The sequence below is a fragment of the Hyalangium gracile genome, assembly GCF_020103725.1.
In the GTDB taxonomy this organism is placed as follows: Bacteria; Myxococcota; Myxococcia; order Myxococcales; family Myxococcaceae; genus Hyalangium; species Hyalangium gracile.
Window position 1 is genome coordinate 25,064 of the sequence record NZ_JAHXBG010000045.1, and the last position, 25,694, is coordinate 50,757.

Below are 25,694 nucleotides of genomic sequence, written 5' to 3' on the forward strand. Positions count from 1 at the left end.
CCGTCACGCCGTCAGCAGCTTGTCCAACGTGAGGGGCAGCGCTCGGATGCGCTTGCCCGTGGCGTGGTAGACGGCATTGGCGATGGCGGCGGCGACGCCCGTGATGCCGATCTCGCCGATGCCCTTGGCGCCGATGTCGTTCACGTACGGGTCATTCTCGGGAACGAACGTGACGTCGATGTCCGGGATGTCCGGGTTGACCGGCACGTGGTAGTCCGCGAGATCCTGGGTGATGAAGCGCCCGGTCCGCGTGTCCACCACGGACTCCTCCATCAGCGCCATGCCGATGCCCATGATGATGCCGCCCATCATCTGGTTGCGGGCGGTCTTCGCGTTCAGGATCGTCCCGGCCCCGTACGCGCCCACCCAGCGGCTCACCCGGACCGTTCCGAAATCCGGATCCACCCGCACCTCGGCGAACTGGGCGCCGAACGAGTGCATGGAGTACTGACCGCTCTGCGGCCCGGGCCCGGCGGTCTCCTGCGCCTCGAGCGACGGGAGCTTCTGGCGCTTGAGCAGCGCGGCATAGCTCTCCTTCTTCGCGCCCGAGACGAGCTCGCCGTTCTCCACCTGCACCTGCTTGGGATCGCTCCCCCGCAGCGGAGAGGCCGTATCCGCCACCGCGAGCGCGATGGCCTTGTCCCGGAGCGCGAGCGAGACGCGCTTCACCGCCGAGCCCACGCTGGAGGCCGTCCACGAGCCTCCCGAGACGGGCGTCTCGGGCATCTGGGTATCCCCCAGATCGAAGCGGACCTTGTCCGGCGGGAGCCCCAGCGCGTCCGCGGCGATCTGCGTCATCACCGTATAGGTGCCGGTGCCGATGTCCTGCGAGCCGGCGACGACGCGCACGGTTCCATCCGGCATGAGCGTGGCCTTCGCGGTGGCCTTCATCTGGCGGGCCGGGTACGTGGCCGTGGCCATGCCCCAGCCGATGAGGGTCCTCCCGTCCTTCATCGAGCCCGGGACGGGGTTGCGGCGGGCCCAGCCGAACTTCTCGGCCCCCACGCGGTAGCACTCCTTGAGCGACTTGCTGCTCCAGGGCTTCCCCGACTCGGGGTCCTTGTCCGCGTGGTTCTTGAGCCGCAGCTCCACCGGGTCCATGCCGAGCTTGTAGGCCAGCTCGTCCAGCGCGGACTCGAGCGCGAAGGTGCCGGAGGACTCGCCGGGAGCGCGGGTGAACGTCGGCGTGCCCATGGTCAGCCTCACGAGCCGGTGCGAGGTGATGATGCGCTCGCTGTCGTACAGCATGCGCGTCTGCATGCCGCACGGCTCGGTGAACTCATCGAACGTGGAGGTCGAGCTCGTCGACTCGTGACGGACGAGCAGCAGCTTCCCATCCTTGCGGGCCTGGAGTTGCACCCGCTGCTCCGTCTCGGGGCGGTAGCCCACGGGGCCGTACATCTGGTCGCGCCGGAGCACGAGCTTCACCGGCCGGGAGACGGCCTTGGCCGCCAGGGCCGCGAGCAGGGTGTGGGACCACACGGAGCCCTTGCTGCCGAAGCCACCACCGACGAACTTGCTGATGACACGCACGTTCTCCGGAGGCAGCCCGAGCAGCGCGGCCAGCCGCGCCCGCGTGCCGAAGACGCCCTGGGTGGAGTCGTACACCGTGAGGCGCTCACCCTCCCAGTGGGCGATGGTGGCGTGAGGCTCCATGGGGTTGTGGTGCTCGTACGGCGTCACGTACGTGGCGTCGATCTCGGCGTCCGGCTTCTCCTCCGAGGCCTTGCCATGATCGTGGTCGGCGGGCCTGCCGAGGATGTTCGCCGGCTTGTACGCCTGGGCCTTGGCGGCCTTCATGTTCGCCTTCGGCTTGTCCGCCCGGTACTGCACCTTCACCAGCGCGGCGGCGTGGGTGGCACGCTCGAAGGTGTCCGCGACGACCAGGGCCACGGGCTGGTGCTGGTAGTCCACGCGCCTGGTCTGCAGCGCGTGCACCACCTTGTCCACGGGGGTCTGCTTCTTGCTGGAATCGGTGGCGAGCTTCGGAGGCTTCTCCGGCGAGAGCACCGCGAGCACGCCCGGCGCCTTCTCGGCGGCCGTTGTGTCCATGCGCGTGATGGTGCCGTTGGCGATGGTGCTAGTCACGAGCACCGCGTGCGCCAGCCCCTGCAGCGGAAACTCGGCGGAGTACTTCGCCCCGCCTGTCACCTTCAGTCGCCCATCCACCCGGTCCAGCGGCTTTCCTACGGACTTGTCCATGACGAGCTCCGCTCCGTTCAGGCGATTTCAGCAACCATCGACAGGGCACGCACGAGCGTGCGCCTGGCGAGTTCGACCTTGAATGCGTTGTGCGTCCGAGGCTTGGCGCCCTTCAGCGCGGCGGCGGCGGCGGCCTTGAAGCGCACCTCGTCCGCCGGCTGGCCGATGAGGGCCTTCTCGGCCTCGCGGGAGCGCCAGGGCTTGGTGCCCACGCCGCCCAGTGCCACGCGCGCGTCCTTGATGGTCTTGCCGTCCAGCTCGACGGCCACCGCCGCCGAGGTGAGGGCGAACGCGAACGAGGCCCTGTCCCTCACCTTCAGGTAGCGGGAGCGGGCTGCGAAGCGAGAGGCCGGCAGCGTCACGTGGGTGATGAGCTCGCCGGGCTGGAGCACCGTCTCGCGCTCGGGGTGCGCGCCGGGCAGCAGGTGGAAGTCTCCGAACGCGACCTTGCGCTCGCCCTTGGGGCCGAGGACGTGCACGGTGGCATCCAGCACCGCGAGCGCCACGTTCATGTCCGAGGGGTTCGCGGCGATGCACTTGTCGCTGGTGCCCAGCACCGCGTGCATGCGGTTGAAGCCCTCGAGCGCTCCGCAGCCGGAGCCGGGCGCGCGCTTGTTGCAGGGCTGTGAGGTGTCCCGGAAGTACGCGCAGCGTGGGCGCTGGAGGATGTTGCCGCCCACGGTGGCCAGGTTGCGGACCTGCGGAGAGGCCCCGGCGAGCAGGGCCTCGGAGAGCACCGGGTAGCGCTCGCGCACGAGCGGGTGGTTGGCCAGATCGCTGTTGCGCACCAGCGCGCCGATGCGCAGCCCACCGTCCACCTCCTGAACCTCGCCGAGCGGCAGCCCGTTGATGTCCACGAGGAGGGCGGGGTTCTGCACGTGCAGCTTCATCAGGTCCACGAGGTTGGTGCCCCCGCCAATGGGCGCGGCATCCGTGGGCCGGGCGGCCAGCTTCTCGAGGGCGCCCTTCGCGTCCTGGGCAGCGGTGTAGTCGATGTGTCGCATGACCGTGCCTCCTCAGGCCTTCTTGCCGCGTCCGTCACGGACGGCGGCCACGATGTGGGGGTAGGCGCCGCAGCGGCAGATGTTGCCGCACATGCCCTCGCGGATGTCCGCGTCGGTCTGGCCCCAGGGCTCGCTGGCGAAGCCCACCGCGCTCATGATCTGCCCCGGCGTGCAGTAGCCACACTGGAAGCCGTCGTGGGCGAGGAAGGACTGCTGCATCGGGTGGAGCTGATCGCCCTGTGCGAGCCCCTCGATGGTGGTGATCTTCCTGCCCTGCTGCATCACCGCGAGCGTGAGGCACGAGTTCACGCGGCGACCGTCCACGAGCACGGTGCACGCGCCGCACTGGCCCATGTCGCAGCCCTTCTTCGTGCCGGTGAGCTGGAGCTGCTCCCGGAGCGCATCGAGCAGGGTGACGCGCGGCTCGACCTCGAGCGCGTGCTCCTTGCCGTTGACCTGGAGCTTGATGGGAACGGGGGGAACCGGGGGGCCCTCGATGCCCGGGGGCAGAGGGCTCGCCTCGGCGGTGCCGGGCAGGGAGAGGAGGCCGGTGGCGAGCAGGGCCCCGCCCACCACCGCGGTGCCGACGAACTCGCGTCGGGTCACCTTGCCATCTTCGAGGAATCCTGGCGTGCCGCCAGGCGCGCCATCGTCGTGGGGAGGCTGCTTCGGGTCGGACATGCGTGCAAACCCTCCAGGAGCCCGTGCGTAGCGCTCCGCGAGTGAACGCGACACGGCCCGGTGGCCGCGGTGTCCGTTTTACGACCTTGGGACAGTGCCTGAGTCAGACACTGCACATTGGCGGAGATAGGGCCGCATCCTGAGAACATGAGTGACAGGCCCCCACGGCGAACTGCCTCGTACGGTATGCGAAGTGTTCTCGCCCTCCACCGAGACGCTGGATCGGACCCGGAAGATGGGCTCGTACGCGCGCGAGGACGTCCAGCACCTGTGGCTCGTGGATCCGCGGCTGAGCCTGCTGGAGGTGTATTGGCTGGAGGCCGGGCGTTGGTCACGGCTGGGCGCTCGCCAGGGCACCCTCGCCGTACGTGCCGAGCCCTTTGAAGCCCTCGCCCTGGAGCTGGGCCTCCTGTGGGAGCGCTGAACTACCCTCCGCAGATGGGGAACGTGCTGGTGCGCACTCAGGATGCGCGCTGCATCAGCACTCCGGCGCGATCCAGCAGCTCGCGCACGCGAAGACCCAGGGCAATGTGTTCGGAGTTTGCGGCTGTGAAGCGTTCGGGCGTCAGGACGACGAGAGTGCCCGATGTTCCCACTGGCTTGATGCTCACGGGAGCGGGGAGCGGGGGGACGGTGCCGCGGCGCCGCGCGAAGTACGTCATCCACCCCACGCGCGACTCTTCCTTCTGAGCCTTGGGAATGAGGTCCATGGCGTACTGGGTGCTGACAATTCCCCAATCAGGCTCCCAGGCCGTGACCATGCATTCCAACATCTGAACCAACACCGGGGTGGTGAGCATCCGCTCCGCCGCCGCACCCTGCCATGGCAGGTCCAACAAGCAGACATTGTTGACCCACTCGCTGTAGCTGCCACAGGTGACTCGTAGCTTCGTCGCCTTGGAATCCGGCGACTGGTTCCAGAGCTCGAGGCTGAACCCGAGGTCTTCGATCACCTCCTTATCCTCATCCGTCCGGTTTCTGCCTCGCAGGAGCAGCGTCTCCAACTCCCCTCGGTCATCTATCCGCACCGGGTGGCCCGGGGAGCCGCGCGCCGCGCGGCCTTTGCGGAACCACTGCCCCAGCGATGGATCACAGCGGGCCAACATGTGGAGGAAGAGCTCCGCACGCTGAGCGCACGTATGGACGCTCTCCTGTCTCACCCCCCAATAAGCCCCCACGTAGTAGGACTCTCCGTGCATGCAATGTTCCCTCTTCAGGGTATTGGCGGAGTGAAGATGACCTGGATGTTCTCGATACCTGCTTGAGCGAAGTGCCTGCGGAGAATCCCGACCAGCTCGCGTTCAGCCACATGCCATTGGAGCGGGATACCCCGGGCCGCCCTCACCTGATTCTGAGCCTGGCTGATCAGCTCCTTGAAGTTTCCTGAACTCACGTACCACGGCTTGGGTTGTCCATTCTTCTCGAAGAACTCGAGGTAGCCTTCCGCCTTGGCCTCCCGGAGAATGCCCGCCTCGAACCCGTCGTACTCCACCTTTCCAACGAAGTAGACGTCATCCGCGGAGCGTCCGGTGATCTGCTCCTGATAGCGCCTGGCTCGTTCCGAGCCCGCGAACTTCTTGTGCTTCCATGCCCCAGGCTCTGTCCCGGCCTCGGGGCTGTCACCCTCCCTCGGAGCTCCCTCGGCAGCCATGAGGACATAGACGGCACCCGCGCCTGTCCCCAGCGCGGCCGTCGCGGAGCCTCCGGGCACCAACACCTGCTCGATCGTCAAGGCTCCTTCCGCCGTCAGCGACAGCACTGGCAGCTTCGACCCTAGAGCACCGAATGGTTTGGAATCCCAGCTAAGCGGCTTTGAGGAGGGGACGCTCCTCGTGCCGCTGCCAGGACTCAAGGTTCTGGATCGCGGCCGCACGGCGCAGGTCGAACGTGTTCTTGCGCACTCCTCGATAACGGGCTCGCGGTCCCTGGCGTCGAGCCACGTGCGCTAATCGATGTTCGACTCCCACCCGCTTCCTCAACCGCTGTCGGCCTGCCGGCGCCTCTTGGAGGAGTTGGAACTCGTCCTGCTTCTCACCAAGGAAGCCCAAGAGGCCGGAGCCGCCTCCGTCCTCCTTGGGCTCGGAAGATGGGCCACTTGCCGGGCGCGTGGCGGGAGATTCCCAGCCCATCCCAGGACGGGAGGACAGGAGGGCCCCACGCTCACTCTGGGCCCCCGTGGTGGAACAACCCGCCAACCACCCCACCGCCACCAATGCGAGCAGCCGGCGACAACCGCCTCGTCTGCTCGCCGCCCCGTCCCCGGCGCCATGGCTCACGCGCAGGTGAATGACCAGCGGCACTTGTCCGACAGGCACTCACGGTCCGACGCGCACGCCGCGCCGCGGGACTTCTTGTTCTGGCACTTGCCCGAGTTCGTCCCCCAGCCGCAGTACTGGTTCGTGGCGCAGTGCGAGTCGCTGTCGCACAGGCACGAACCCGTCGGGTTGATGTAGCAGTCCGCGCTGCACCGGTCCGTGGTGCACTCGCGATCCGCCTTGCACGCCTGCCCGTACGCCTTGGAGCGCGGCGTGTAGCACCACCCCGTCAGGTTCGCGCAGCCACCGCACGCCCCGGACTGGCACTGCCCATCCCGGCTGCACGAGTCCCAGTTCGCCTTCTTCGGCTTGCAGTCGTTGTCGCCAGGGCCCGGCGCCTCCTCCTGGCAGTAGCTCGCCGAGCCGCAGTCCCCATCGTCATTGCACACGCATCGCCCATCGAAGGTCGCGCACAGCACCGAGGTGCACTGGTCGCTCTGGCACTCTCCGTCGAAGCGGCAGCCCTGCCCCAGCACCTTCGAGTCCGGCGCGTACGCCGCTCCGCACACCGTGGGGTACTGCGCCTCGCGCGTCTCCTTCGACACGTAGGGGAGGATGCCGCTGGTGTCGATGTCGTTGGCCGGATCCGCCATGCCCGTGCGCACCGAGGTGGCGCGCTCCCACGTGCGGATGAAGGCTTCGGCCGAGTTCTCCAGCGCCGTGGTGTTCGCCCCCACCCGCTTCAGGTCCCGCACCAGGTCCGGCTCCAGGCCGATGTGCGCCAGGCCCTTCTCGTCGAACTCCGTCCCCAGCCGGCCCGGAGCGGTGATCGTCTGCTGGTAGGCCTGGGCGTCCGCCTCGGCCTGGAAGCCCGCCGAGCACGCCCCGTTCGGCCCGAAGCGCGGCCGCGTCTGCTGGATGAAGCCGTTGAGATCGCCTCCCAGCGCCATGGGCACCTTCAGCCCCTGGCGGCCGAACTCGTACGCCTGCGCCAGCGAGCGCGTGGAGCCCTGGCAGTTGTTGGGCACGCCGGACTTCGTGTACGTGAGCGTCTCGTCATGCGCGGTGCGCAGGCCGAAGATGCCGCCCGTCTGCCGCAGGTAGCGCACCACCCACGCCGGCGTCGTCTTCTCGTCGTCCGCCAGCTTCGGGTTCATCACCTCGCGGAAGTGGCCGTGGGAGATGATCAGCGGGTAGTACGTGTTGGCCTGCGCGATGGCGTACGTGTCCTGCACGCTGCGCTCGGACATGTGCGCGATGTCCACGAGCATGCCCTTGTTCATCATCGCCTGGACCAGCGCCTTGCCGTCCGCCGTCAGCCCCTTCACGTTGCGGCACGCGGAGTTCACGTCGAAGCCCAGCGTGAACGCGCCCGTCGTGATGCCGCAGTCGAAGTCGATGTGGCAGTTCTCCAGGAACTCGGCGGCCTGGAAGATGGCGTTGTGCGGCGCCGCGCCCGAGAAGCGGTTGTCCAGCTGGTGCACCGGCTGCAACGAGCGCACGCCCAGGTTGTAGAAGCGGTCCAGCTCCGCCCGCCAGTCCTTCGTCCCGAACAGCTTGCTCGTCTCGATGGAGAGCACCATCGCCATCCGGCCCGAGGAGATGATCTGCCGGGCGTGCGCCGGCGTGAGCGCGATCTCCACCCAGTCCGTGCGCGCATCGAAGGCCCGCGCCATCTGCACCTGCGCCTCGATGTCCGCCATCTCGTCACAGGGCCGCTTGAGGTTCTGGTACGGCAGCGCCTTGCAGAGGAACTCGTTGCTCACCAGCGAGACCACCACCAGGCTCAGCCCACCGGTGTGCGCCTGGCGCAGCCAGCCCTCCCACGACTGCTGGTGGCCGATGGTGTCCCAGCGAGGCCACTCGGAGGGCACCTCGCGCCGCCCCATGTGCAGGCCCGTGTCGCCCTGCGTGCCCTCGATCTTCCCGATGAACTCCGAGCCCACCGCGCCACCGATGCCGAACAGCGCCGCCAGCAGCGGGTTGGTGCTCAGGTCCACCCCGCCCGAGTTCGGGCACAGGTTCAGCATGCTGCTCAGGTCCATGCGCACCCGGGCATGGCTGCTCTCCGGCATGCCGCCGTCACAGCGGTTCAGCGTGCCCGTGTAGCTGCCGTGGAACCACCCGCCACCAAAGGCCTCCTCGGCGAACATGTGGTGGTGCAGATCCGCGAAGCCCGGAACGCCCACCCCCTGCGCGCTCGTCCCCAGCTCCTGGGGAGCCGACTCTTCTTCCACGGGAGCACAGCTCGGGAGGAGGACGAGCGTCAGCCCGAGGCTCAGGAGGCTCGGATACGCGTGGCGGAGAAGTCGCTGCATGCGGGGACTCCTGCTCTGACGGGGGAGGCGACCCTCATAGCGCCTCTCTCCCCCCCGGACGCAAGGTCCCTGGGGATTCCCCTAATCGGGTGTCGACACGAAGGGTCCACGCAGGCCTGAGCGGAAGATCGCCAGGCAGATCAGCGTGGGGATGGCGGAGAAGAGGACCAGCCCCACCTTGCCTCCCGTGGAGAGCGGCTCCCCGGACGTGTCCGGAAGGAAGAGGGCCGCGGCCACCGCCAGCCACCAGATGCCGCACAGCGACAAGCCCAGGCCGCCCATCGCCAGCTTGAGCCAGGACCAGAGGGTGCGCTCGGGCCGAGCGCGCCGGAGGGCGTACGCCGGCGGCTCCGTGACGCGCACGGTCATCGCGGCCTCCACTCCGCCCGCCATCATGCCCCCGGGCGTGACGACCACCCGCTCCGCCATCACCACCGAGCCAGCCACCAGCGGCCCCGCCGCCATGGCTGGACTGGCCACCTGCTGCTCGGCCTGCAGCGTCTTGTACAGCCGCCGCCCCCAGTGAACCTCGATGAAGAGGACCAGGAGCGCCAGGAAGGCATAGCCCGAGCCCGTGAACAGGAAGACGTCATAGGCGCCGTGCAGGAAGATGGCCGCGCCGAGCCCCGCCCAGAGCAGCCCGGTGCGCTGCTCCGGCTCCGCGAACCGCGCGCGCCCCAGGAACGCTCCCATCACCACGCCGGTGAAGGCGTGCCCCGGCACGGCGGTGACGGCGCGCAGCACGGCGACGCCCACGCCGTGCTCCCCCACATAGAGGATGTTCTCCAGGGTGGCGAAGCCCAGCGAGGCCGTGGCGCCGTAGACGACGCCGTCCAGCGGCTCGTCGAAGTGGTGCTTGCGCCACACGTACGCGCGCAGCACGAGGAACTTGAAGAGCTCCTCGGGGATGGCGGCGCCCAGCACGCCCTTCACGAAGGCGCTGCCCCACATGTCCCCGGCCATCCCCTGCCCCATGCCCTCGAGCAGCATCGCCACGGGCACCACGGGGATGCAGATGAGCGCGCCGAGCAGGAACGTCTTCAGCAGCATGCCCCGGGGCTCGGGGTTCTTGTCCCTCGCGTAGACGTACCAGAGCAGCAGCAGCGACGGGACGACCGCGGAACCCCCCAGCACGAGCACGGACATGCGCCCACGCTACCAGAGCCCGGACAGCCGACACGAGCGCCCCTCCGAGCCAGCAGCTCAGGCGCCGCTGGACACGGCCTTCTCGGCCGGCGGCTGCAGCGGCAGGTAGACGGTGAAGCAGGAGCCCTCGCCGGGCTTGCTCCGCACCGCGACGCGGCCTCCATGCGCGGTGACGATGCCGTGCACCACCGCCAGCCCCAGCCCGGTGCCCATCCCCAGCGGCTTGGTGGTGAAGAACGGCTGGAAGAGCCGGGAGAGCACCTCCGGCGACATGCCCGAGCCCGTGTCCCGCACCTCCATCCGCACCTGGTCTCCCTCCTGCCGCGTGGTGAGCTGGACCCGCCCGCCCGGCCCGGTGGCCTGCCCGGCGTTCACCAGCAGGTTCACCAGCACCTGGGCGATCTGCCTCGGCCGCCCCACCACCTTGCTCAGCTCTCCCAGGTCCGCCTCCACCTTGCAATGGCCGAGCTGCCCGTGGGCGATGCGCAGCGCCGCGCGCGCCTCCTCGTTCAGATCGTACTCGGTGGGGATCTCCGCATCGCCTCGGGAGAAGCGCCGCAGATCCGACACGATGGCGTTCACCCGGCGGATGCCGTCCAGCGTCTCCGGCAGCACCTCCGTCACGTACTCCTGGAGCGGGCCCGGCAGGCCCGGCTGCCGCTGCAGCTCCTTGTAGAGCGAGCTGACGTTGCTGGTGACGAAGCTCATCGGGTTGTTGATCTCGTGCGCGACGCCCGCGGCCATCATGCCCAGGCTGGAGAGCTTCTCCTGCTCCAGGGCGCGCTCGTGCGCCTTCTGCAGCTGCTCCTGCTGCACCAGCACCCGCCGCAGCATGATCTGGTGCAGGGCCGTCCGCCGGTCCGCCACCTGGAACGCGATGGCCGCCAGCACCGTGAAGGCCACGGGCAGCAGGGGATCGCATCCCCCCAGCAGCGCCACCGCGTCGACGAAGACCAGGTAGGCCAGGGCCCGCAGGCGCTCCCACCGCCCCTCTCCCTCGAACCAGAGCATGTTGAAGGGCACGTAGATCCAGAGCAGGACGGACCACTTCACCAGGGGGCCCAGGATCAAGAAGGACAGCGCGCTCACGCCCAGCCGCACCGTCTCGGCCCACGGGTACCCCACCCTGCGCCACACCCACTGGACGACCAGCGTGTTGCTGATGCCCACCACCAACAACACCGCCGCGAGCACGCCCACCACCCGCCACTGCCCCCAGAACTGGAAGATGAGCAGCAGGAACATGCCGAACCCGCCAATCCTCCGCAGGGAGTCGAGTTCACGGCGGAGGTAGTCGGGGCTGACTTCTGGAGGCGTGCTCATCGGTTGGGTCCAGCGACGAGCAGGAGCAGCACCGCGGGAGGCAACGAGGAGCGGTTGCTTCTGCCTGCCTGGAGCATAGCCCGCCGCGCGGACGCCAAATATCGGGGCCCGTCGATATCCACGGACATGGCCGGGCCCACCTGCCCTTCCAGACGGAGCGTCAAGCGGAGTTCTCATCCAACGACGCCCGGCTCCACACCTCCCCGGCGGGAGGGCCGGCGGCGTCCGCTATAGCGGATGAGTTGACTCCGTCCGTTATAGCGGATATTTGTTGACCATAATGACGTATCCCGAATCGAAACGCGCTCGCTGAGCCCACGCCTGCCTCCTGTTGCTCCGCGCGGTGCCGGGCAGCAGGCAGCAGCCTGGTCCTCTCCCGTGTCTTCGTCACCGCGCGGCCCGCCCTCCCTGCGAGGTGGCGGGCCTTTTGTTTCTCTTGGAGTTCCCGATGTCGCTGGCGCCCCCCTCTGCCGCAGTGCTCTCCCAGGAAGAGCTGGCCATCACCGCTCACGAGCTGAAGTCCGCGCCTCCCGAGCGCGTGCTGGCCTGGGCCGAGCGTCGGTTCGGCGCCAACGCGGTCATCGCCTCGAGCTTCGGCGCGGAGGACGTGGTCCTCATCGATCTGGCGCGCCAGCACGCCCCCAGCCTGCGCCTGTTCACGCTCGACACGGGCCGGCTGCCCCCGGAGACGTACGAGCTGATGGAGACGATCCGTAAGCGCTACGGGCTGGAGGTGGAGACCTACTTCCCCCAGCGCGAGCGGGTGGAGGCGCTCGAGTTCTCGCAGGGCTACTTCTCCTTCCGCAAGAGCATCGAGGCGCGCAAGGAGTGCTGCGCCATCCGCAAGGTGGAGCCGCTGCGGCGCGCGCTGGCGGGCCGGCAGGCGTGGGTGACGGGGCTGCGCCGGGAGCAGTCCGTCACCCGGACGGGCGTGGAGGTGCTGGAGCTCGACAAGGACCACGGCGGGCTGGTGAAGCTGAACCCGCTGGCGGCGTGGAGCGCGAAGCAGGTGTGGGCGTACATCCGGGAGAACGGCGTGCCGTACAACGCCCTGCATGATCGCGGCTACCCGTCCATCGGCTGCGCCCCGTGCACCCGCGCGGTGAAGCCCTACGAGGACGAGCGCGCCGGCCGCTGGTGGTGGGAGTCGGCCGAGAACCGCGAGTGCGGGCTCCACGTGAGCCGCTGAGCCGCCAGGAAACCCGCCATGGCCTCGCCTGACACCGCCACCGACTTTCCCGTGTGCCTGCGCCTGCGCGGCAAGCGGGTGCTGCTCATCGGCGCTGGGAACATCGCCGAGGGCCGCGCCCTCCAGCTCCTGGAGACCGGGGCGCGGCTGCGGATGATCGCGCCCCAGGCCACCGAGACGCTGCGGCGCCTCGCCACCGAGGGACGGCTGGAGCTGCTGGAGCGCCCCTATGCCCGGGGAGACCTGGACGGCCAGGCGCTCGTCTTCGTCGCCACGGATGATCGGCGGGTGAGCGAGGCCGTGGCGGAGGAGGCCCGGGCGCTGGGCATCTGGCTGAACGCGGCGGACGAGCCGGACCTGTGCGACTTCACGCTGCCGTCGGTGGGCCGACGCGGCGCCATCACCGTGGCCGTCTCCACCAGCGGCCAGGCCCCCGCGCTGGCGAGAGCGCTGCGGCAGCGGCTGGTGGAGCAGATCTCCCTCCACCACGTGCAGCTGGCCCGGCTCAGCGGGTGGCTCCGAGAGCGCCTGCCTCGGGGCCCGGCTCGCGGCCGGCTGCTGCGGCTGCTGGTGGAGGACGACATTGGCGGACAGCTGGCGAGAGGCCAGCGCCGGGCGGCCTGGGCCCGGCTCCGCGCGGAGCTGGAAGCGTTGGGAGAGCAGAGACCATGAGCAGCCGTACGAAGGGATGTGTGTACCTGGTGGGAGCGGGGCCGGGAGATCCGAGCCTGCTGACGCTGCGAGCCGCGAGGCTGCTCGCGAGCGCGGACACCGTGGTGCACGACCGCCTCATCCACCCGGGAGTGCTGGAGCACGCGCGTCCGCATGCTCGCCTCATCTACGTGGGCAAGGAGGGTGGCGGGGACTCGGTGCGCCAGGAGGACATCCACACGCTGCTCATCAGCCAGGCCCGGCTGGGCCGCGCGGTGGTGCGGCTCAAGGGCGGAGACCCGTTCGTCTTCGGCCGCGGAGGCGAGGAGGCGCTCGCGCTCGAGGAGGCCGGCGTTGCCTATGAGGTGGTGCCGGGTGTCTCCAGCATCGCGGCGGTGCCCGCGGCGGCGGCCATCCCCATCACCCACCGGGGCCTGTCGGGCTCGGTGACGTTCGCCACCGGGCACCTCGTGGAGGACACGCCGGACTGGGAGCACCTGGCCCGGGCGGAGACCCTGGTCCTCTTCATGGCGGGCCGGCGGTTGGAGGAGGCCACTCGCGCGCTGCTCTCCGCCGGGCAGTCGCCCGCCACGCTCGCCGCCGCCGTGGAGGCGGGCACCTGGGAGCACCAGCGCGTGGTGGAGGGGACGCTGGCGGACATCGCCTCGCGCGTGCGAGAGGCCGAGCTCGGCTCTCCCACGCTCCTCGTCGTGGGCGCGGTGGTCTCGCTGCGCTCGCGGCTGCACTCCCTGGCCGCCCAGGCCGGGGCGGCGGAGCTCGCTCCGCCGCGCGTCGCGGAGGCCGGTCATGAGTGAGTCCTCGTTCTCGCGTCTGTCCCACCTCTCGGTGCTGGAGGCGGAGAGCATCCACATCCTCCGCGAGACGGTGGCGGAGTTCGCCAACCCGGTGATGCTCTACAGCATCGGGAAGGACTCGCAGGTGCTGCTGCACCTGGCGCGCAAGGCCTTCCACCCGGCGCCCCTGCCCTTCCCGCTGCTCCACGTGGACACCACGTGGAAGTTCCGGGACATGTACGCCTTCCGGGATCGCTTTACCGCGCAGCACGGCTTCCGGCTGCTGGTGCACCAGAACCGCAAGGCGCTGGCCGAGGGCATGAACCCGTTCGATCACGGCAGCCAGAAGTACACGCACGCCGTGAAGACGCAGGCGCTGCTCGAGGCGCTGGCGATGCACGGCTTCGACGCGGCGTTCGGCGGGGCGCGGCGGGACGAGGAGAAGTCCCGCGCCAAGGAGCGGGTGTTCTCGTTCCGGGATCGCCACGGGCAGTGGGAGCCGCGCCGGCAGCGGCCCGAGCTGTGGAACCTCTACAACGGCCGCATCGACACAGGCGAGAGCATGCGCGTCTTCCCGCTCTCCAACTGGACCGAGCTGGACGTGTGGCACTACATCCTCGAGGAGCGCATCCCCGTGGTGCCCCTGTACTTCGCCGCCGAGCGCCCCGTGGTGGAGCGCAGCGGCAACCTCATCATGGTGGACGATGAGCGGATGCGCCTGAAGCCGGGCGAGCACCCGGTGATGAAGCGGGTGCGGTTCCGGACGCTGGGCTGCTACCCGCTGAGCGGCGCCATCGAGTCGTCCGCCACCACGGTCGAGGCCGTCATCGACGAGATGGTCAACGCCCGCCAGTCCGAGCGGCAGGGCCGGCTCATCGATCACGACGAAGAGGGCTCCATGGAGCTCAAGAAGCGCGAGGGCTACTTCTAATGGATACCGCACTCCAACCCACGCGAGACATCCAGGAGTTCCTGGCCGAGCACGCCCGCAAGGAGCTGCTGCGGCTGGTGGTGGTGGGCTCGGTGGACGATGGGAAGTCCACGCTGATCGGCCGTCTGCTCTACGAGTGCGACGGGCTGTTCGAGGATCAGATCTCCGCGGTCCGCCGCGCCACCGCGAAGCGCGCTGCGGCCAACGAGGGCGCCACCCACACGTCGGAGCTGCTGGCCCGAGGGCTCCAGGCCGCGGCCAGCGCGGAGCTGCCACGCGAGGAGGAGATCGACTTCTCGCTCTTCACCGACGGCCTGCGCGCCGAGCGCGAGCAGGGCATCACCATCGACGTGGCGTACCGGTACTTCTCCACGCCGCGCCGCAAGGTCATCGTCGCGGACACGCCGGGACACATCCAGTACACGCGCAACATGGCCACGGGCGCCTCCACGGCGGACGCGGCGGTCATCCTGGTGGACGCGCGGCTGGGCGTGCTGCCGCAGACGCGGCGGCATGCGTACATCGCCTCGCTGCTGGGCATCCCGTACCTGGCCGTCGCGGTGAACAAGATGGACCTGGTGGACTTCGACCGGGTCATCTTCGAGCGAATCGGCGCGGAGCTGGCCGAGTTCGCCCGGACGCTGGGGTTCACGCAGGTGCGCCTGTTCCCCGTCAGCGCGAGCAAGGGGGACAACATCACCCGCGCGAGCGCCCGTACGCCCTGGCATGAGGGCGGCACGCTGCTGGGCTGGCTGGAGTCCCTGCCCCACCAGCGCCGGCAGGACGAGGCCCCGTTCCGCTTCCCCGTCCAGTACGTGCTGCGCCCGCACCTGGACTACCGCGGGTTCGCCGGGCAGATCGCCTCGGGCACCGTGCGCGTGGGGGATGAGGTGATGGTGCTACCCTCGCAGCGGAGGACCCGGGTGGCGGCCATCGACACCTTCGAGGGCTCGCTCCAGGAGGGCAGCGCGCCCTTCTCCGTGACGCTGCGCCTGGCCGACGAGGTCGACGTCAGCCGCGGGGACGTGATTGCCCACATCGCCCAGCCGCCCAGGGCGCTCCAGCGCCTCGACGCGATGCTGGTGTGGTTCGGCGAGCAGCCCCTGGATGGCGCTCGCCGCTACCTGGTGAAGCACACCTCGCGCACCGTCCCGGCGACGCTGGAGAAGATCCTCTGGCGCAAGGACCTCGAGAACCTCACCGAGGTTCCCGCCGAGACGCTGTCGCTCAATGACATCGGCAAGGTGCGGCTCGTCTGCAAGCGCCCCCTGCTGTGCGACCCCTACCAGGACAACCGGACCACCGGGGCGTTCATCGTCATCGACGCGCTCACCCACGACACCGTGGCGGCGGGGATGATCCTCGGCGCCGCGGAGTCGGAGAGTGGCGCCCCGACGGGCTCGCTCGTCACCGCCCGGGAGCGCCGCGAGCGGCTGGGCCAGCGCGGTGGAGTCGTCCTCCTGCCGGAGGCGCCGGAGGCCGAGGAGCGGGCGTTCCAGCTGGAGCGTCGCCTGTTCGACCAGGGCCGGCACGTCACGGTCGTCCGAGGTGACACGGAGGTGGCGCTGACGCTGGCGGAGACGGGACTCATCGCCCTGCTCCACACCGTGGCGCCGCAGGCCCGGCGCGCGCTGAGAGATCAGCTCCGGGATGCCGGGCTTGGCGGCGTGGAGCTGGAGCCCTCGGCCGAGCTCGACGGCTGGGTGCGTCAGGTCCAGGCCGCGCAGGAGAAGGACTCATGAGCTCGCTTCCCGCCAAGGGGCCGGCGCGACCCTCCGGGCAGGCGCCCTCCGTCACGCCGTTCGTGACCGCGCTGCTGGGTGAGGAGCGGAGCGCGCTCCTCCAGCGGGTGGTGGAGGGGCTCGCGCCCGAGACGCTGAACTGGCTGAGCGGCTATCTCGCGGGGCTGGCCGCGCAGCGTGGCCCTCAGGAGCTCACGGCGGCCCCCGTGCCCCAGGCCGCCCCCGAGCAGTGGCTGACCATCGTCTATGGAACCCAGACGGGGAACAGCAAGCTGCTGGCCGAGCGCCTCAAGCACCAGGCGGAAGCCGCGGGCCTCTCGGTGCGCTTCTACCGGGCGGGGGAGTACCCGGTCCGGGAGCTGCAGAAGGAGCGCCTGCTCTACGTCGTCATCAGCACCCAGGGAGACGGAGATCCGCCGGACGACGCGCGCGGCTTCGTCGAGTTCATCCTCGGCAAGCGGGCCCCGAAGCTCGAGCAGCTCCGCTTCTCGGTGCTGGGGCTTGGGGACACGAGCTACCCCAAGTACTGCGAGATCAGCCGCAAGCTCGATGCGCGTCTCGCGGAGCTCGGGGCCACCCGCCTGCTGGATCGCGCCGACTGCGACGTGGACTTCGAGCCCGTGGCGAAGGGCTGGCTCGACCAGGCCGTGGGCCGCGCGAGCGAGACACTCGAGGCCCGGACCACCGCCGTGGTCACCCCGCTGCGCGGCCCCGCGCCCGCTCCGGCGCCCCGGTTCGGGCGTGACGCTCCGTACTCGGCGGAGCTCCTCGCCAACCAGCGCATCACCGGCCGTGGTGCCCTCAAGGACGTGCGGCACCTGGAGGTGTCGCTGGGCGACTCAGGGCTGAGCTACGAGCCCGGAGACTCGCTGGGCGTGTGGCCTCGCAACCCGCCCGAGCTGGTCGGCGAGTTCCTGTCGGTGCTCTCGCTCGACGGCGGCGCGGAGGTCTCCCGTGATGGGCGCACCCAGCCCCTGCAGCAGTGGCTGGAGCAGGAGCTGGAGCTCACCCGGCTGAGCCGCCCGTTCCTGGAGCGACATGCCGCGCTCGCTGGCAGCACGGAGCTCCAGCGCATGCTGACTCCGGAGGGCGCCGAGACGTTCCGCGCGCTCCTCAAGAGCCACCAGGTCATCGATCTGCTCCGCTCCTGGACGGCGCCGTGGACGGCGGAGGAGCTGGTCCGCACGCTGCGGCGGCTGACGCCCCGGATGTACTCGATCGCGTCCAGCCAGAAGCGGGTCGGCGCGGAGGCGCACCTCACCGTGGCGGTGGTGGACTACGAGGCCTTCGGGACGCGGCACCGCGGAGCGGCGTCGACCTTCCTGGCCACCCGGGCGGACGGACAGGACCGGGTGCCCGTCTTCATCGAGTCCAACGATCGGTTCCGCCTGCCCGCGGATCCGGACCGGGACATCATCATGATCGGCCCGGGGACCGGCGTGGCGCCCTTCCGCGCCTTCGTGCAGGAGCGCGCCGAGGTGGGCGGACGCGGCCGCAACTGGCTCTTCTTCGGCGAGCAGCACTTCCGCTCGCAGTTCCTCTACCAGACGGAGTGGCAGGAGGCCTTGAAGAAGGGCGAACTGCACCGCATCTCGCTGGCCTTCTCCCGCGACCAGGCGGAGAAGATCTACGTGCAGCAGCGCCTGCGCGAGGCGGGCAAGGACGTCTACGCGTGGCTGGAGGGCGGCGCCCACCTCTACGTGTGCGGCGAGGCCCAGCGGATGGCGCCAGACGTCCACGCGGCGCTCCTGGACATCATCTCCACCCAAGGGGGCCGGAGCCGCGAGGACGCGGCGGCCTGGCTCGACACCCTGCGAGACGAGCAGCGGTACCAGCGCGACATCTACTGAGCGAGCAGAGACATGAGCACGAACAAGCCCCCGGCGCTCTCCGAGACCGAGCACATCAAGGCGAAGAGCAACTTCCTGCGCGGGACGCTCGCCGAGAGCCTGGCCGACCCGGTGAGCGGCGGACTGGCCGCGCCCGACACCCAGCTCATCAAGTTCCACGGCAGCTACCAGCAGGATGATCGGGATCTGCGCGAGGAGCGCCGGCAGCAGAAGCTCGAGCCGGCCTACGACTTCATGATCCGCACCCGCCTGCCTGGAGGCGTCTGCACGCCGGCCCAGTGGCTCGCGCTGGACGCGCTCTCGAAGCGGTATGCGAACGGCACGCTGCGCATCACCACGCGCCAGGCCTTCCAACTCCATGGCGTCATCAAGACGGACCTCAAGCCCACCATCGCGGGAATGAACGCGGCGCTGATGGACACGCTGGCCGCCTGCGGAGACGTCAACCGCAACGTGGTGTGCAACCCGAACCCGGTGGACTCGCGCGTGCACGAGGAGGTGTACCGCTGGGCGGTGCGCCTGTCCGAGCACCTGCTGCCGAAGACGCAGGCCTACTACGAGATCTGGCTGGACAAGGAGAAGGTGGCCGGCGGCGACGAGGAGCCCATCCTCGGCTCCACCTACCTGCCCCGGAAGTTCAAGGCCGCTATCGCGGTGCCGCCCATCAACGACGTGGACGTCTTCTCGCAGGACCTGGGCTTCATCGCCATCTACGAGGAGGACCGGCTGCTCGGCTTCAACGTCGTCGTCGGCGGCGGCATGGGCGCCACCCACGGCGACGCCGCCACCTTCCCGCGCCTGGCGGACGTCATCGGCTTCGTTCCGCCCGAGCAGATGCTCGTGGTCGCGGAGAACGTGGTGAAGGTCCAGCGGGACTTCGGGGACCGGACCAACCGCAAGCACGCGCGGCTGAAGTACACCATCGAGGATCGAGGCATCGCCTGGTTCGTGTCCGAGTTGGAGAAGCGGCTCGGCTTCTCCCTGCAGCCCGCGCGTCCCTTCACCTTCGAGCACAACGGCGACCTGTTCGGGTGGAAGCAGGGCCATGACGGGCGCTGGCACCTGACGCTGCGCCTGGAGAGCGGCCGGGTGGCGGACCTGCCCGGCGCGAAGCTGCTCACGGGGCTGCGGGAGATCGCCCGGGTGCACAAGGGCGACTTCCGGCTCACGCCGAACCAGAACCTCGTCATCGCGGGCATCCCGCCCGAGTCTCGCGCGGAGATCGAAGCGCTCGTGGCGGCCCATGGCCTGGATGGCTTCCTCCGCTCGAGCCCGCTGCTGCTCAACGCGCTCGCCTGCGTGGCGCTGCCCACGTGCGGCCTGGCCATGGCCGAGGCCGAGCGCTACCTGCCCACGATCGTCAGCCGGATCGAGGAGCGCCTGGCGGTGCATGGCCTGGAGAAGGAGAAGCTCCTCCTGCGCATCACGGGATGTCCCAACGGTTGTGCGCGCCCCTACCTGGCCGAGATCGCCCTCGTGGGAAAGGCTCCAGGCCGCTACAACCTGTTCCTGGGCGGAGATGTGCGTGGCCAGCGCCTCAACCGCCTTTATCGCGAGAACATCGACGAGGCCGGCGTCCTCGGGGCGCTCGAGCCGCTGTTCGCCGCCTACGCGCGGGAGCGCCAGCCCGGTGAGGGCTTCGGCGACTTCACGGTGCGCGCGGGCCACGTCTCCTCCCCTCCTCCTTCTCTTCCGAGCTGACCTATGTCCCCCATTGCTCATGAGCGCCGCTCCCTCTCCTGGCTGCTGAGCTCCTCCCTGCTGATCCTCCTGCCCGGCCTGCTGCTGGCGCTGAGCGCGTGCTCGAAGCCCAGCAACGCGGCGGGCGAGCCCCTTACCCTGCTCAACGTCTCCTACGACCCGACGCGGGAGCTCTACGAGGAGTTCAACGCCGCCTTCGCGAAGCACTGGGAGGCGACGCACGGCACGAAGGTGTCCATCAAACAGTCCCACGGCGGCTCGGGGAAGCAGGCGCGCGCCGTCATCGACGGGCTGGATGCGGACATCGTCACGCTGGCGCTCGCCTATGACGTGGACATGCTCCACGACAAGGGGAGCCTGATCCCGGAGAACTGGCAGACGCGGCTGCCGAACAACAGCTCGCCGTACACCTCCGCCATCGTCTTCGTGGTGCGCAAGGGCAACCCCAAGAACATCCGCGACTGGGAGGATCTCATCCAGCCGGGCCTCGCCGTCATCACTCCCAACCCGAAGACCTCGGGCGGAGCGCGGTGGAACTACCTGGCGGCCTGGGGCCACGCCCTGCGCAAGGCCGGCGGTGACGAGGCCAAGGCCCGCGAGTTCGTCTCCAGCCTCTACCGCAACGTCCCGGTGCTGGACTCGGGCGCGCGAGGCTCCACCACCACCTTCGCCGAGCGCGGCCTCGGGGACGTGCTCATCGCCTGGGAGAACGAGGCGCTCCTGCTCACCGACGAGGTGGGCAAGGACAAGTTCGAGATCATCGTCCCGTCCGACACCATCCTCGCCGAGCCGCCCGTCACCATCGTGGACAAGAACGTCGATCGGCGGGGGACCCGGGCGGTCGCGGAGGCCTACCTCCAGTACCTCTACTCGGACGCGGGCCAGGAACTGGCCGCGAAGCACCACTACCGCCCGCGCTCGCAGGCCATCGCCGCGAAGTACGCCAGCCACTTCCCCACCGTGAGCCTCTTCACCATCGATGAGGTGCTCGGCGGCTGGAAGAAGGCGCAGAAGGCGCACTTCGACGACGGCGGCGTGTTCGATCTCATCTACGCTCCCAAGGCGCAGTGAGCCGCAGCCCCGCCATGGCCTCCCGCGCTCGCCGCCGCATCCTCCCCGGCTTCGGACTGTCGCTGGGCATGAGCTGGCTCTACCTGGGCCTGCTCGTGCTCCTGCCGCTGTCCGGCCTGTTCCTGAAGACGTTCACCCTGACGTGGGCGCACTTCTGGGAGGCCGTGGCCTCGCCGCGAGCCCTGGCCGCGTACCGGCTCACCTTCGGAGCCGCGGCGGTGGCCGCGCTGCTCAACGCCGTGTTCGGTCTGCTCGTGGCCTGGGTGCTGGTACGCTACCGCTTCCCCGGCAAGAGCCTGGTGGATGCCCTGGTGGACCTGCCGTTCGCCCTGCCCACGGCGGTCGCGGGGCTGACGCTCACCAGCCTGTACTCGCGCAACGGCTGGTATGGGCACTACCTCGAGGCCGCTGGCATCCAGGTGGCCTTCACCTCCCTGGGTGTGGTGGTGGCGCTCACCTTCATCGGGCTGCCCTTCGTGGTGCGTACCGTGCAGCCGGTGCTCGAGGACATCGACGCGGACGTGGAGGAGGCGGCCGCCACGCTCGGGGCGACGCCCTGGCAGACCTTCACGCGCGTCATCTTCCCCGCCGTCCTGCCGGCGCTGCTGAGCGGCTTCACCCTGGCACTCGCGCGAGCCATCGGTGAGTACGGCTCCGTCGTCTTCATCTCCGGCAACATGCCCATGCGTACGGAGATCGCTCCGCTGCTCATCGTCACGCGGCTGGAGCAGTACGACTACGCGGGTGCCACGGCCATCGCGGTCGTGATGCTCACCGCCTCGTTCGCGCTGCTGCTGGCCATCAACCTGCTCCAGCGCTGGACCCAGCGCCGGTTCGAAGTCCGGCCCGGATAGCTCCCATGCATGCCCCCTCGCTCCAACTCCAACGCAGGGCCCATGTCCAGGCCAGCTCCGCGCCGCTGCGCTGGCTGCTGATCGGTGGCGCCCTGCTGTTCATGGGGCTGTTCCTGTTCGTCCCGCTGGTGGCGGTCTTCACCTTCGCCTTCCAGAAGGGCGTGGGTGAGTACCTGAGCGCCCTGGCGACGCCAGAGGCCTGGGCCGCCATCCGGCTGACGCTGCTGGCGGCGGTGATCGCCGTCCCCATCAACCTCGTCTTCGGCCTGGCCGCCGCGTGGCTCATCGCCCGGTTCAAGTTCCGCGGGAGGGACCTGCTCCTCACGCTGATCGACCTGCCCTTCAGCGTCTCGCCGGTGATCGCGGGCCTCATCTTCGTGCTGCTCTTCGGGCGGCAGGGGTGGCTGGGGCCGTGGCTGGCCGAGCATGACATCCACATCATCTTCTCCGTGCCCGGCATCGTGCTGGCCACGCTCTTCATCACGTTCCCCTTCGTGGCGCGCGAGGTGCTGCCGGTGATGCAGGCCCAGGGCAGCGACGAGGAGGAGGCGGCCCTCACGCTGGGCGCGAGCGGCTGGACCACGTTCCTGCGCGTGACGCTGCCGAAGGTGAAGTGGGGCGTGCTCTACGGCGTCATCCTCTGTAACGCGCGAGCGATGGGCGAGTTCGGCGCCGTGTCGGTGGTGTCCGGGCACATCCGCGGCGTGACCACCACGCTGCCGCTCCACGCGGAGATTCTCTACAACGAGTACGACTTCGTCGGCGCCTTCGCCGCGGCCTCGCTGCTGACGGTGCTCGCGCTCGTCACCCTGGTCTTGAAGAAGTACGTGGAATGGAAGGCGGAAGCCTCATGAGCGTCATCGTCGAGAGACTGACCAAGCGCTTCACCACCGGGGGCACTCCGGCTGTCTCGGACGTGTCCTTCCGGGCGCCAGCGGGCGCCATCACCACGCTGCTGGGCCCGTCGGGCGCCGGCAAGTCCACGCTCCTGCGGCTCATTGCCGGGCTGGAGTTCCCGGACGAAGGCAGCATCCAGATCGACGGGGTGGACTGCACGAGCCTGCCCGTGCAGAAGCGCGGCATCGGCGTGGTGTTCCAGAGCTACGCGCTCTTCAAGCACATGACGGTGCGGGAGAACATCGCCTTCGGGCTGAGCGTCCGTCGGCTCCCGCGCGCGGAGTCCGAGGCGCGCGTGGACGAGATGCTCAAGCTGGTGCAGCTCGAGGAGCTGGGGCAGCGCTACCCGGGCCAGCTCTCGGGCGGACAGCGGCAGCGCGTGGCGTTCGCGCGAGCCCTGGCCATCCGTCCGAAGCTGCTCCTGCTGGACGAGCCCTTCGGAGCGCTGGACACGCGCGTCCGCGTGGAGCTGCGCGAGTGGCTGCATGAGCTCCACGTACAGACCGGTGTGACGACGCTGCTGGTGACGCACGACCAGGAAGAGGCGCTGGAGATCTCCCAGCACGTGGTCGTCATGGAGGAAGGCCGCGTGGCCCAGGCCGGCTCGCCCGCGGACATCTACGACCGGCCCGCCACGCCGTTCGTCGCCTCCTTCGTCGGCGGCACGAGCATCCTGAAGGGCCACGTCCGCGAGGGCCGGGCCGAGCTGGGCTCGCTCATCGTCGCCGCGCCCGAGAGCGCGCAAGAGGGCCAGGCCGTGCGCGCGTTCGTCCGGCCGCACGACATCAAGCTGGCGAAGAAGCCGCACGGCAACACCGTGAATGGCGTCAACGGCACCCACGGAGCCAATGGGGTCTCCACGGGCCGTGTGGAGCGGCTCAAGCCCGTGGGCGGACACGTGAAGGTCCTGCTCAAGCTGCCCACGGGAGACACCGTGACGGTGGAGGTGCCACGCAACGAGTTCGATCAGCTCGGCGTGGTGGAGGGAGACTCCGTGCACGCGGACGTGCGCACCGCCCGCGTCTTCGTGGGAGACTTCTCCATCTGAGCGCTGTTCGCCTCAGCCCCTGGTGACTGCGCCCCTCACAGTGGGGGGGTGCGCCCTCTGCGGTGCGACACCCGCCCTCCTCGGGCGATATCTCCAAGGCGCTGGGATTCCTGAAAACCATGCACGCACTATGGAGGCGCGGAAGTTGCTCTTCCGCACGCTCCCTTGGCCTCGGTTCTCCAGGAGTGCATGCATGCGCAGACACCTGTTCATCGCCTTGATGGTCCTCGCCACCGGCTTCGTGGGTTGCACCTCGTCTCCCGAGGAAGAGGAGACACCGGACGGAGGCACCGGCGCGGACGCGGGTGGACAGGATGGGCCAGATGGGGGCCTCCACACGGGCCCCGGAGATGGAGGCACGGATGGCGGAGTGCCTCCCTGCGAGGCCTTCGGGCGCTTCGGGGCGCCGACGAACACGTTCACGCTGCCTGCGCCGAACAGCGGCGGCGAGCTCTACATCCCGGACGTGCAGGCGCGCTTCCCCTCGGTGGACTGGAGCACGCTGGATCGGCTCTACGTCCAGGCGGGGAACTACACGCTCATCAACCTGGGCAACCTGCCGACGCGCACGGCGGACCGGCCGCTGATCATCACCAACAAGGGCGGGCAGGTGCTGATCCGGCCTCGGGCGGGAAGCACGCAGGGCTACATCTGGTCGATGGGGGGCGGCAGGAACTGGGTCCTCACGGGCCGGTACGATCCTGTCTCGGGCACTGGCCACGAGGACTTCCCGGGCCACCGGTGCGGCGCCTACGCGACGTCGCGCAACCGCTATGGCTTCCTGAGCGATGACATATTCCTGAACGGCGGGCACATGGGCCTGGGGATCGGCGATGCCAGCCACTTCGAAGTGGAGTTCGTGGAGATCACCCGCTCGGGCTTCGCGGCGCTGCGCATCAACCGGGCTGGCAGTGGAGGAACGGTGCCGCCGCTCGAGGGCATCAAGCTGCACGATCTCTACATCCACGACACGGCCAGCGAGGGCATCTACGTCGGCTCGACGCAGGCCCCGCCGACGCCGCTTGGGGCCCAGCTGAAGGTCTACAACAACCGGTTCGTGCGCACCGGCACCGAGGCGCTCCAGGTGCAGAACCTGGGAGAGGGCGCGGAGATCCACCACAACGTCTTCGCCTTCGGCGCGATCGACTGGCGTGCGGCCTTCCAGACCTACCAGGACAACAACTCGCAGGCGCAGGTGCGGGGCGGGGACATCCGCTTCCACCACAACGTCTTCCTGGGCGGGGCGGGCGCGCTGCTGAACTTCTTCGCCGGCCCGGAGGCAGGGGACGCGCCGCTGAACGTGCGGTTCACCGACAACTACTTCGCGGACACGCTGAGCCTGGGGCTCTACTTTGGCGGCACGTCCGGTGCGGGCTCCAGCTACCTCTGGGAGCGCAACGCGTTCCGCGGGCTCGACTTCGGCTACTCGAGCGTCTACCCGACCGCGACGGATCCGGGTGTCGTCTTCAGGCTCGCGGGCACGATCACCTCTCCCGTCACGTTGAAGGACAACCGGTGGGAGGGCCCGCGCAAGCTCGTCCAGGGGCTCAACGGAGGGAGTGGCAGCGCGGGAGTGGTAACCGCGACCGGCAACGTGAACGGCACCGTCCCGGTGCTGCAGTTCGTCAACACAGGGCTGCCCGCGGGAACCACCACGCGACAGCTCGAGATGTGGACGGACCGCGCCACCCTGGCCCCGAACACTCCGGAGGTGACGTACCCGGCGGGCGCGCTGGTGATGCACGACGGGCAGCTCTACCGGGCGCGCTCCACCAACACCAACAAGGTGCCGCCGGAGAATCCAGCCCTCTGGGAGCTCCTGCCTCTGCCGGTCGATGACTTCCGCACGGAGCGCGGCAGCGAGTGGGCCCAGCGAGGGGTCGGCCTGCTGGACCCCGCGCCCTGATCCGCGCATCCAAGGAGTGGTCCCAGGGAGAGCGGGACGCCGGGGCGGGCGGACCCGTCAGCGACGGGGGGACCCGCCCCGCAGCGAGGGACCCGCGACCTGTGTTCCCGGGCTGTGGGTCCGTGAGCTGC

Annotated in this window: 21 protein-coding genes and 1 pseudogene; 13 read left to right on the forward strand and 9 right to left on the reverse strand. The window is 69.5% G+C overall.

Translation table 11 applies throughout. The features are described from left to right. Window positions 1–3 precede the first annotated feature (3 nt). The 3 genes from KY572_RS45600 to KY572_RS45610 are packed head-to-tail and all read right to left on the reverse strand — an operon-like array spanning window position 4 to window position 3,887. Window positions 4–2,202 (reverse strand): xanthine dehydrogenase family protein molybdopterin-binding subunit, encoded by a 2,199-nt coding sequence (locus tag KY572_RS45600; protein ID WP_224250090.1) that lies wholly within the window; start codon window positions 2,200–2,202, stop codon window positions 4–6. Window positions 2,203–2,219: 17 nt separating this feature from the next. Next, on the reverse strand, window positions 2,220–3,206 hold the full coding sequence (locus KY572_RS45605) for an FAD binding domain-containing protein (protein WP_224250091.1): 987 nt from the start codon (window positions 3,204–3,206) through the stop codon (window positions 2,220–2,222). 12 nt (window positions 3,207–3,218) lie between these two features. Then, on the reverse strand, window positions 3,219–3,887 hold the full coding sequence (locus KY572_RS45610; RefSeq protein ID WP_224250092.1) for a (2Fe-2S)-binding protein: 669 nt from the start codon (window positions 3,885–3,887) through the stop codon (window positions 3,219–3,221). Between the two features lie 151 nt (window positions 3,888–4,038). On the opposite strand from KY572_RS45610, the gene KY572_RS45615 reads away from it, so the two are divergent. Then, window positions 4,039–4,311, forward strand: a complete 273-nt coding sequence (locus tag KY572_RS45615; protein ID WP_224250093.1) for a Uma2 family endonuclease — start codon at window positions 4,039–4,041, stop codon at window positions 4,309–4,311. Window positions 4,312–4,348: 37 nt separating this feature from the next. Here KY572_RS45615 and KY572_RS45620 read toward each other — a convergent pair whose 3' ends face one another. The 6 genes and pseudogenes from KY572_RS45620 to KY572_RS45645 all read right to left on the reverse strand — a co-directional run bounded on the left by KY572_RS45620 (window position 4,349) and on the right by KY572_RS45645 (window position 10,929). Further along, a complete protein-coding gene (locus tag KY572_RS45620; protein WP_407660124.1) occupies window positions 4,349–5,086 on the reverse strand; it encodes an Imm52 family immunity protein in 738 nt (245 codons plus the stop codon). A gap of 14 nt (window positions 5,087–5,100) precedes the next feature. Beyond that, a complete protein-coding gene (locus tag KY572_RS45625) occupies window positions 5,101–5,739 on the reverse strand; it encodes a Tox-REase-5 domain-containing protein (protein ID WP_224250095.1) in 639 nt (212 codons plus the stop codon). After that, window positions 5,690–5,890: pseudogene (locus KY572_RS45630) on the reverse strand (IS5/IS1182 family transposase); the annotation flags it as partial. The gene KY572_RS45625 and the pseudogene KY572_RS45630, both read right to left, overlap by 50 nt. 269 nt (window positions 5,891–6,159) lie before the next feature. Next, window positions 6,160–8,460, reverse strand: coding sequence for a membrane dipeptidase (locus KY572_RS45635; RefSeq protein WP_224250096.1), 2,301 nt, complete (start codon window positions 8,458–8,460; stop codon window positions 6,160–6,162). A gap of 81 nt (window positions 8,461–8,541) precedes the next feature. Further along, entirely contained in the window at window positions 8,542–9,606 is a 1,065-nt protein-coding gene (locus tag KY572_RS45640) for a PrsW family intramembrane metalloprotease (protein WP_224250097.1), read from the reverse strand. A 57-nt stretch (window positions 9,607–9,663) separates the two neighbouring features. Next, window positions 9,664–10,929 carry a sensor histidine kinase gene (locus KY572_RS45645; RefSeq protein WP_224250098.1) on the reverse strand — a complete coding sequence of 422 codons (1,266 nt, stop codon included), beginning with the start codon at window positions 10,927–10,929 and terminating at the stop codon, window positions 9,664–9,666. A gap of 448 nt (window positions 10,930–11,377) precedes the next feature. On the opposite strand from KY572_RS45645, the gene KY572_RS45650 reads away from it, so the two are divergent. From KY572_RS45650 to KY572_RS45705, 12 genes are all read left to right on the forward strand, one after another. After that, window positions 11,378–12,118: a phosphoadenylyl-sulfate reductase gene (locus KY572_RS45650; protein ID WP_224250099.1), complete on the forward strand. Its 741-nt coding sequence runs from the start codon at window positions 11,378–11,380 to the stop codon at window positions 12,116–12,118. 18 nt (window positions 12,119–12,136) lie between these two features. Then, window positions 12,137–12,790, forward strand: a complete 654-nt coding sequence (locus KY572_RS45655; protein WP_224250100.1) for a precorrin-2 dehydrogenase/sirohydrochlorin ferrochelatase family protein — start codon at window positions 12,137–12,139, stop codon at window positions 12,788–12,790. Beyond that, window positions 12,787–13,584, forward strand: a complete 798-nt coding sequence (gene cobA, locus KY572_RS45660; RefSeq protein WP_224250101.1) for a uroporphyrinogen-III C-methyltransferase — start codon at window positions 12,787–12,789, stop codon at window positions 13,582–13,584. Before KY572_RS45655 ends, cobA begins: the two co-directional genes overlap by 4 nt. Next, on the forward strand, window positions 13,577–14,494 hold the full coding sequence (gene cysD, locus KY572_RS45665; RefSeq protein WP_224250102.1) for a sulfate adenylyltransferase subunit CysD: 918 nt from the start codon (window positions 13,577–13,579) through the stop codon (window positions 14,492–14,494). The genes cobA and cysD overlap by 8 nt, the downstream gene beginning before the upstream one ends. Beyond that, complete coding sequence (locus KY572_RS45670; RefSeq protein ID WP_224250103.1) at window positions 14,494–16,236, forward strand: GTP-binding protein; 1,743 nt, start codon at window positions 14,494–14,496, stop codon at window positions 16,234–16,236. The genes cysD and KY572_RS45670 overlap by 1 nt, the downstream gene beginning before the upstream one ends. Next, a complete protein-coding gene (locus tag KY572_RS45675) occupies window positions 16,233–18,086 on the forward strand; it encodes an assimilatory sulfite reductase (NADPH) flavoprotein subunit (RefSeq protein ID WP_224250104.1) in 1,854 nt (617 codons plus the stop codon). The genes KY572_RS45670 and KY572_RS45675 overlap by 4 nt, the downstream gene beginning before the upstream one ends. Window positions 18,087–18,098: 12 nt before the next feature. Further along, a complete protein-coding gene (gene cysI, locus KY572_RS45680; protein ID WP_224250105.1) occupies window positions 18,099–19,787 on the forward strand; it encodes an assimilatory sulfite reductase (NADPH) hemoprotein subunit in 1,689 nt (562 codons plus the stop codon). A gap of 3 nt (window positions 19,788–19,790) precedes the next feature. Next, window positions 19,791–20,858 (forward strand): sulfate ABC transporter substrate-binding protein, encoded by a 1,068-nt coding sequence (locus KY572_RS45685; RefSeq protein WP_407660125.1) that lies wholly within the window; start codon window positions 19,791–19,793, stop codon window positions 20,856–20,858. A 14-nt stretch (window positions 20,859–20,872) separates the two neighbouring features. After that, a complete protein-coding gene (gene cysT / locus KY572_RS45690; RefSeq protein WP_224250106.1) occupies window positions 20,873–21,712 on the forward strand; it encodes a sulfate ABC transporter permease subunit CysT in 840 nt (279 codons plus the stop codon). 5 nt (window positions 21,713–21,717) lie between these two features. Then, window positions 21,718–22,566, forward strand: coding sequence for a sulfate ABC transporter permease subunit CysW (gene cysW, locus KY572_RS45695; protein WP_224250107.1), 849 nt, complete (start codon window positions 21,718–21,720; stop codon window positions 22,564–22,566). Next, window positions 22,563–23,657, forward strand: a complete 1,095-nt coding sequence (locus KY572_RS45700; protein ID WP_224250108.1) for a sulfate/molybdate ABC transporter ATP-binding protein — start codon at window positions 22,563–22,565, stop codon at window positions 23,655–23,657. Before cysW ends, KY572_RS45700 begins: the two co-directional genes overlap by 4 nt. A gap of 193 nt (window positions 23,658–23,850) precedes the next feature. Continuing rightward, window positions 23,851–25,563 (forward strand): carbohydrate-binding protein, encoded by a 1,713-nt coding sequence (locus KY572_RS45705; protein WP_224250109.1) that lies wholly within the window; start codon window positions 23,851–23,853, stop codon window positions 25,561–25,563. The last annotated feature ends 131 nt before the right edge of the window (window positions 25,564–25,694 follow it).

Bases quoted from the DNA above. Each gene is read 5' to 3' on its own strand.
- KY572_RS45600 (WP_224250090.1), bottom strand. From the start codon at position 2,202: ATGGACAAGTCCGTAGGAAAGCCGCTGGACCGGGTGGATGGGCGACTG.
- cysD (WP_224250102.1), top strand. From the start codon at position 13,577: ATGAGTGAGTCCTCGTTCTCGCGTCTGTCCCACCTCTCGGTGCTGGAG.
- KY572_RS45705 (WP_224250109.1), top strand. From the start codon at position 23,851: ATGCGCAGACACCTGTTCATCGCCTTGATGGTCCTCGCCACCGGCTTC.
- KY572_RS45650 (WP_224250099.1), top strand. From the start codon at position 11,378: ATGTCGCTGGCGCCCCCCTCTGCCGCAGTGCTCTCCCAGGAAGAGCTG.
- cysI (WP_224250105.1), top strand. From the start codon at position 18,099: ATGAGCACGAACAAGCCCCCGGCGCTCTCCGAGACCGAGCACATCAAG.
- KY572_RS45700 (WP_224250108.1), top strand. From the start codon at position 22,563: ATGAGCGTCATCGTCGAGAGACTGACCAAGCGCTTCACCACCGGGGGC.
- KY572_RS45640 (WP_224250097.1), bottom strand. From the start codon at position 9,606: ATGTCCGTGCTCGTGCTGGGGGGTTCCGCGGTCGTCCCGTCGCTGCTG.
- cysW (WP_224250107.1), top strand. From the start codon at position 21,718: ATGCATGCCCCCTCGCTCCAACTCCAACGCAGGGCCCATGTCCAGGCC.
- KY572_RS45655 (WP_224250100.1), top strand. From the start codon at position 12,137: ATGGCCTCGCCTGACACCGCCACCGACTTTCCCGTGTGCCTGCGCCTG.
- cobA (WP_224250101.1), top strand. From the start codon at position 12,787: ATGAGCAGCCGTACGAAGGGATGTGTGTACCTGGTGGGAGCGGGGCCG.
- cysT (WP_224250106.1), top strand. From the start codon at position 20,873: ATGGCCTCCCGCGCTCGCCGCCGCATCCTCCCCGGCTTCGGACTGTCG.
- KY572_RS45670 (WP_224250103.1), top strand. From the start codon at position 14,494: ATGGATACCGCACTCCAACCCACGCGAGACATCCAGGAGTTCCTGGCC.
- KY572_RS45685 (WP_407660125.1), top strand. From the start codon at position 19,791: ATGTCCCCCATTGCTCATGAGCGCCGCTCCCTCTCCTGGCTGCTGAGC.
- KY572_RS45635 (WP_224250096.1), bottom strand. From the start codon at position 8,460: ATGCAGCGACTTCTCCGCCACGCGTATCCGAGCCTCCTGAGCCTCGGG.
- KY572_RS45610 (WP_224250092.1), bottom strand. From the start codon at position 3,887: ATGTCCGACCCGAAGCAGCCTCCCCACGACGATGGCGCGCCTGGCGGC.
- KY572_RS45645 (WP_224250098.1), bottom strand. From the start codon at position 10,929: ATGAGCACGCCTCCAGAAGTCAGCCCCGACTACCTCCGCCGTGAACTC.
- KY572_RS45605 (WP_224250091.1), bottom strand. From the start codon at position 3,206: ATGCGACACATCGACTACACCGCTGCCCAGGACGCGAAGGGCGCCCTC.
- KY572_RS45675 (WP_224250104.1), top strand. From the start codon at position 16,233: ATGAGCTCGCTTCCCGCCAAGGGGCCGGCGCGACCCTCCGGGCAGGCG.
- KY572_RS45620 (WP_407660124.1), bottom strand. From the start codon at position 5,086: ATGCACGGAGAGTCCTACTACGTGGGGGCTTATTGGGGGGTGAGACAG.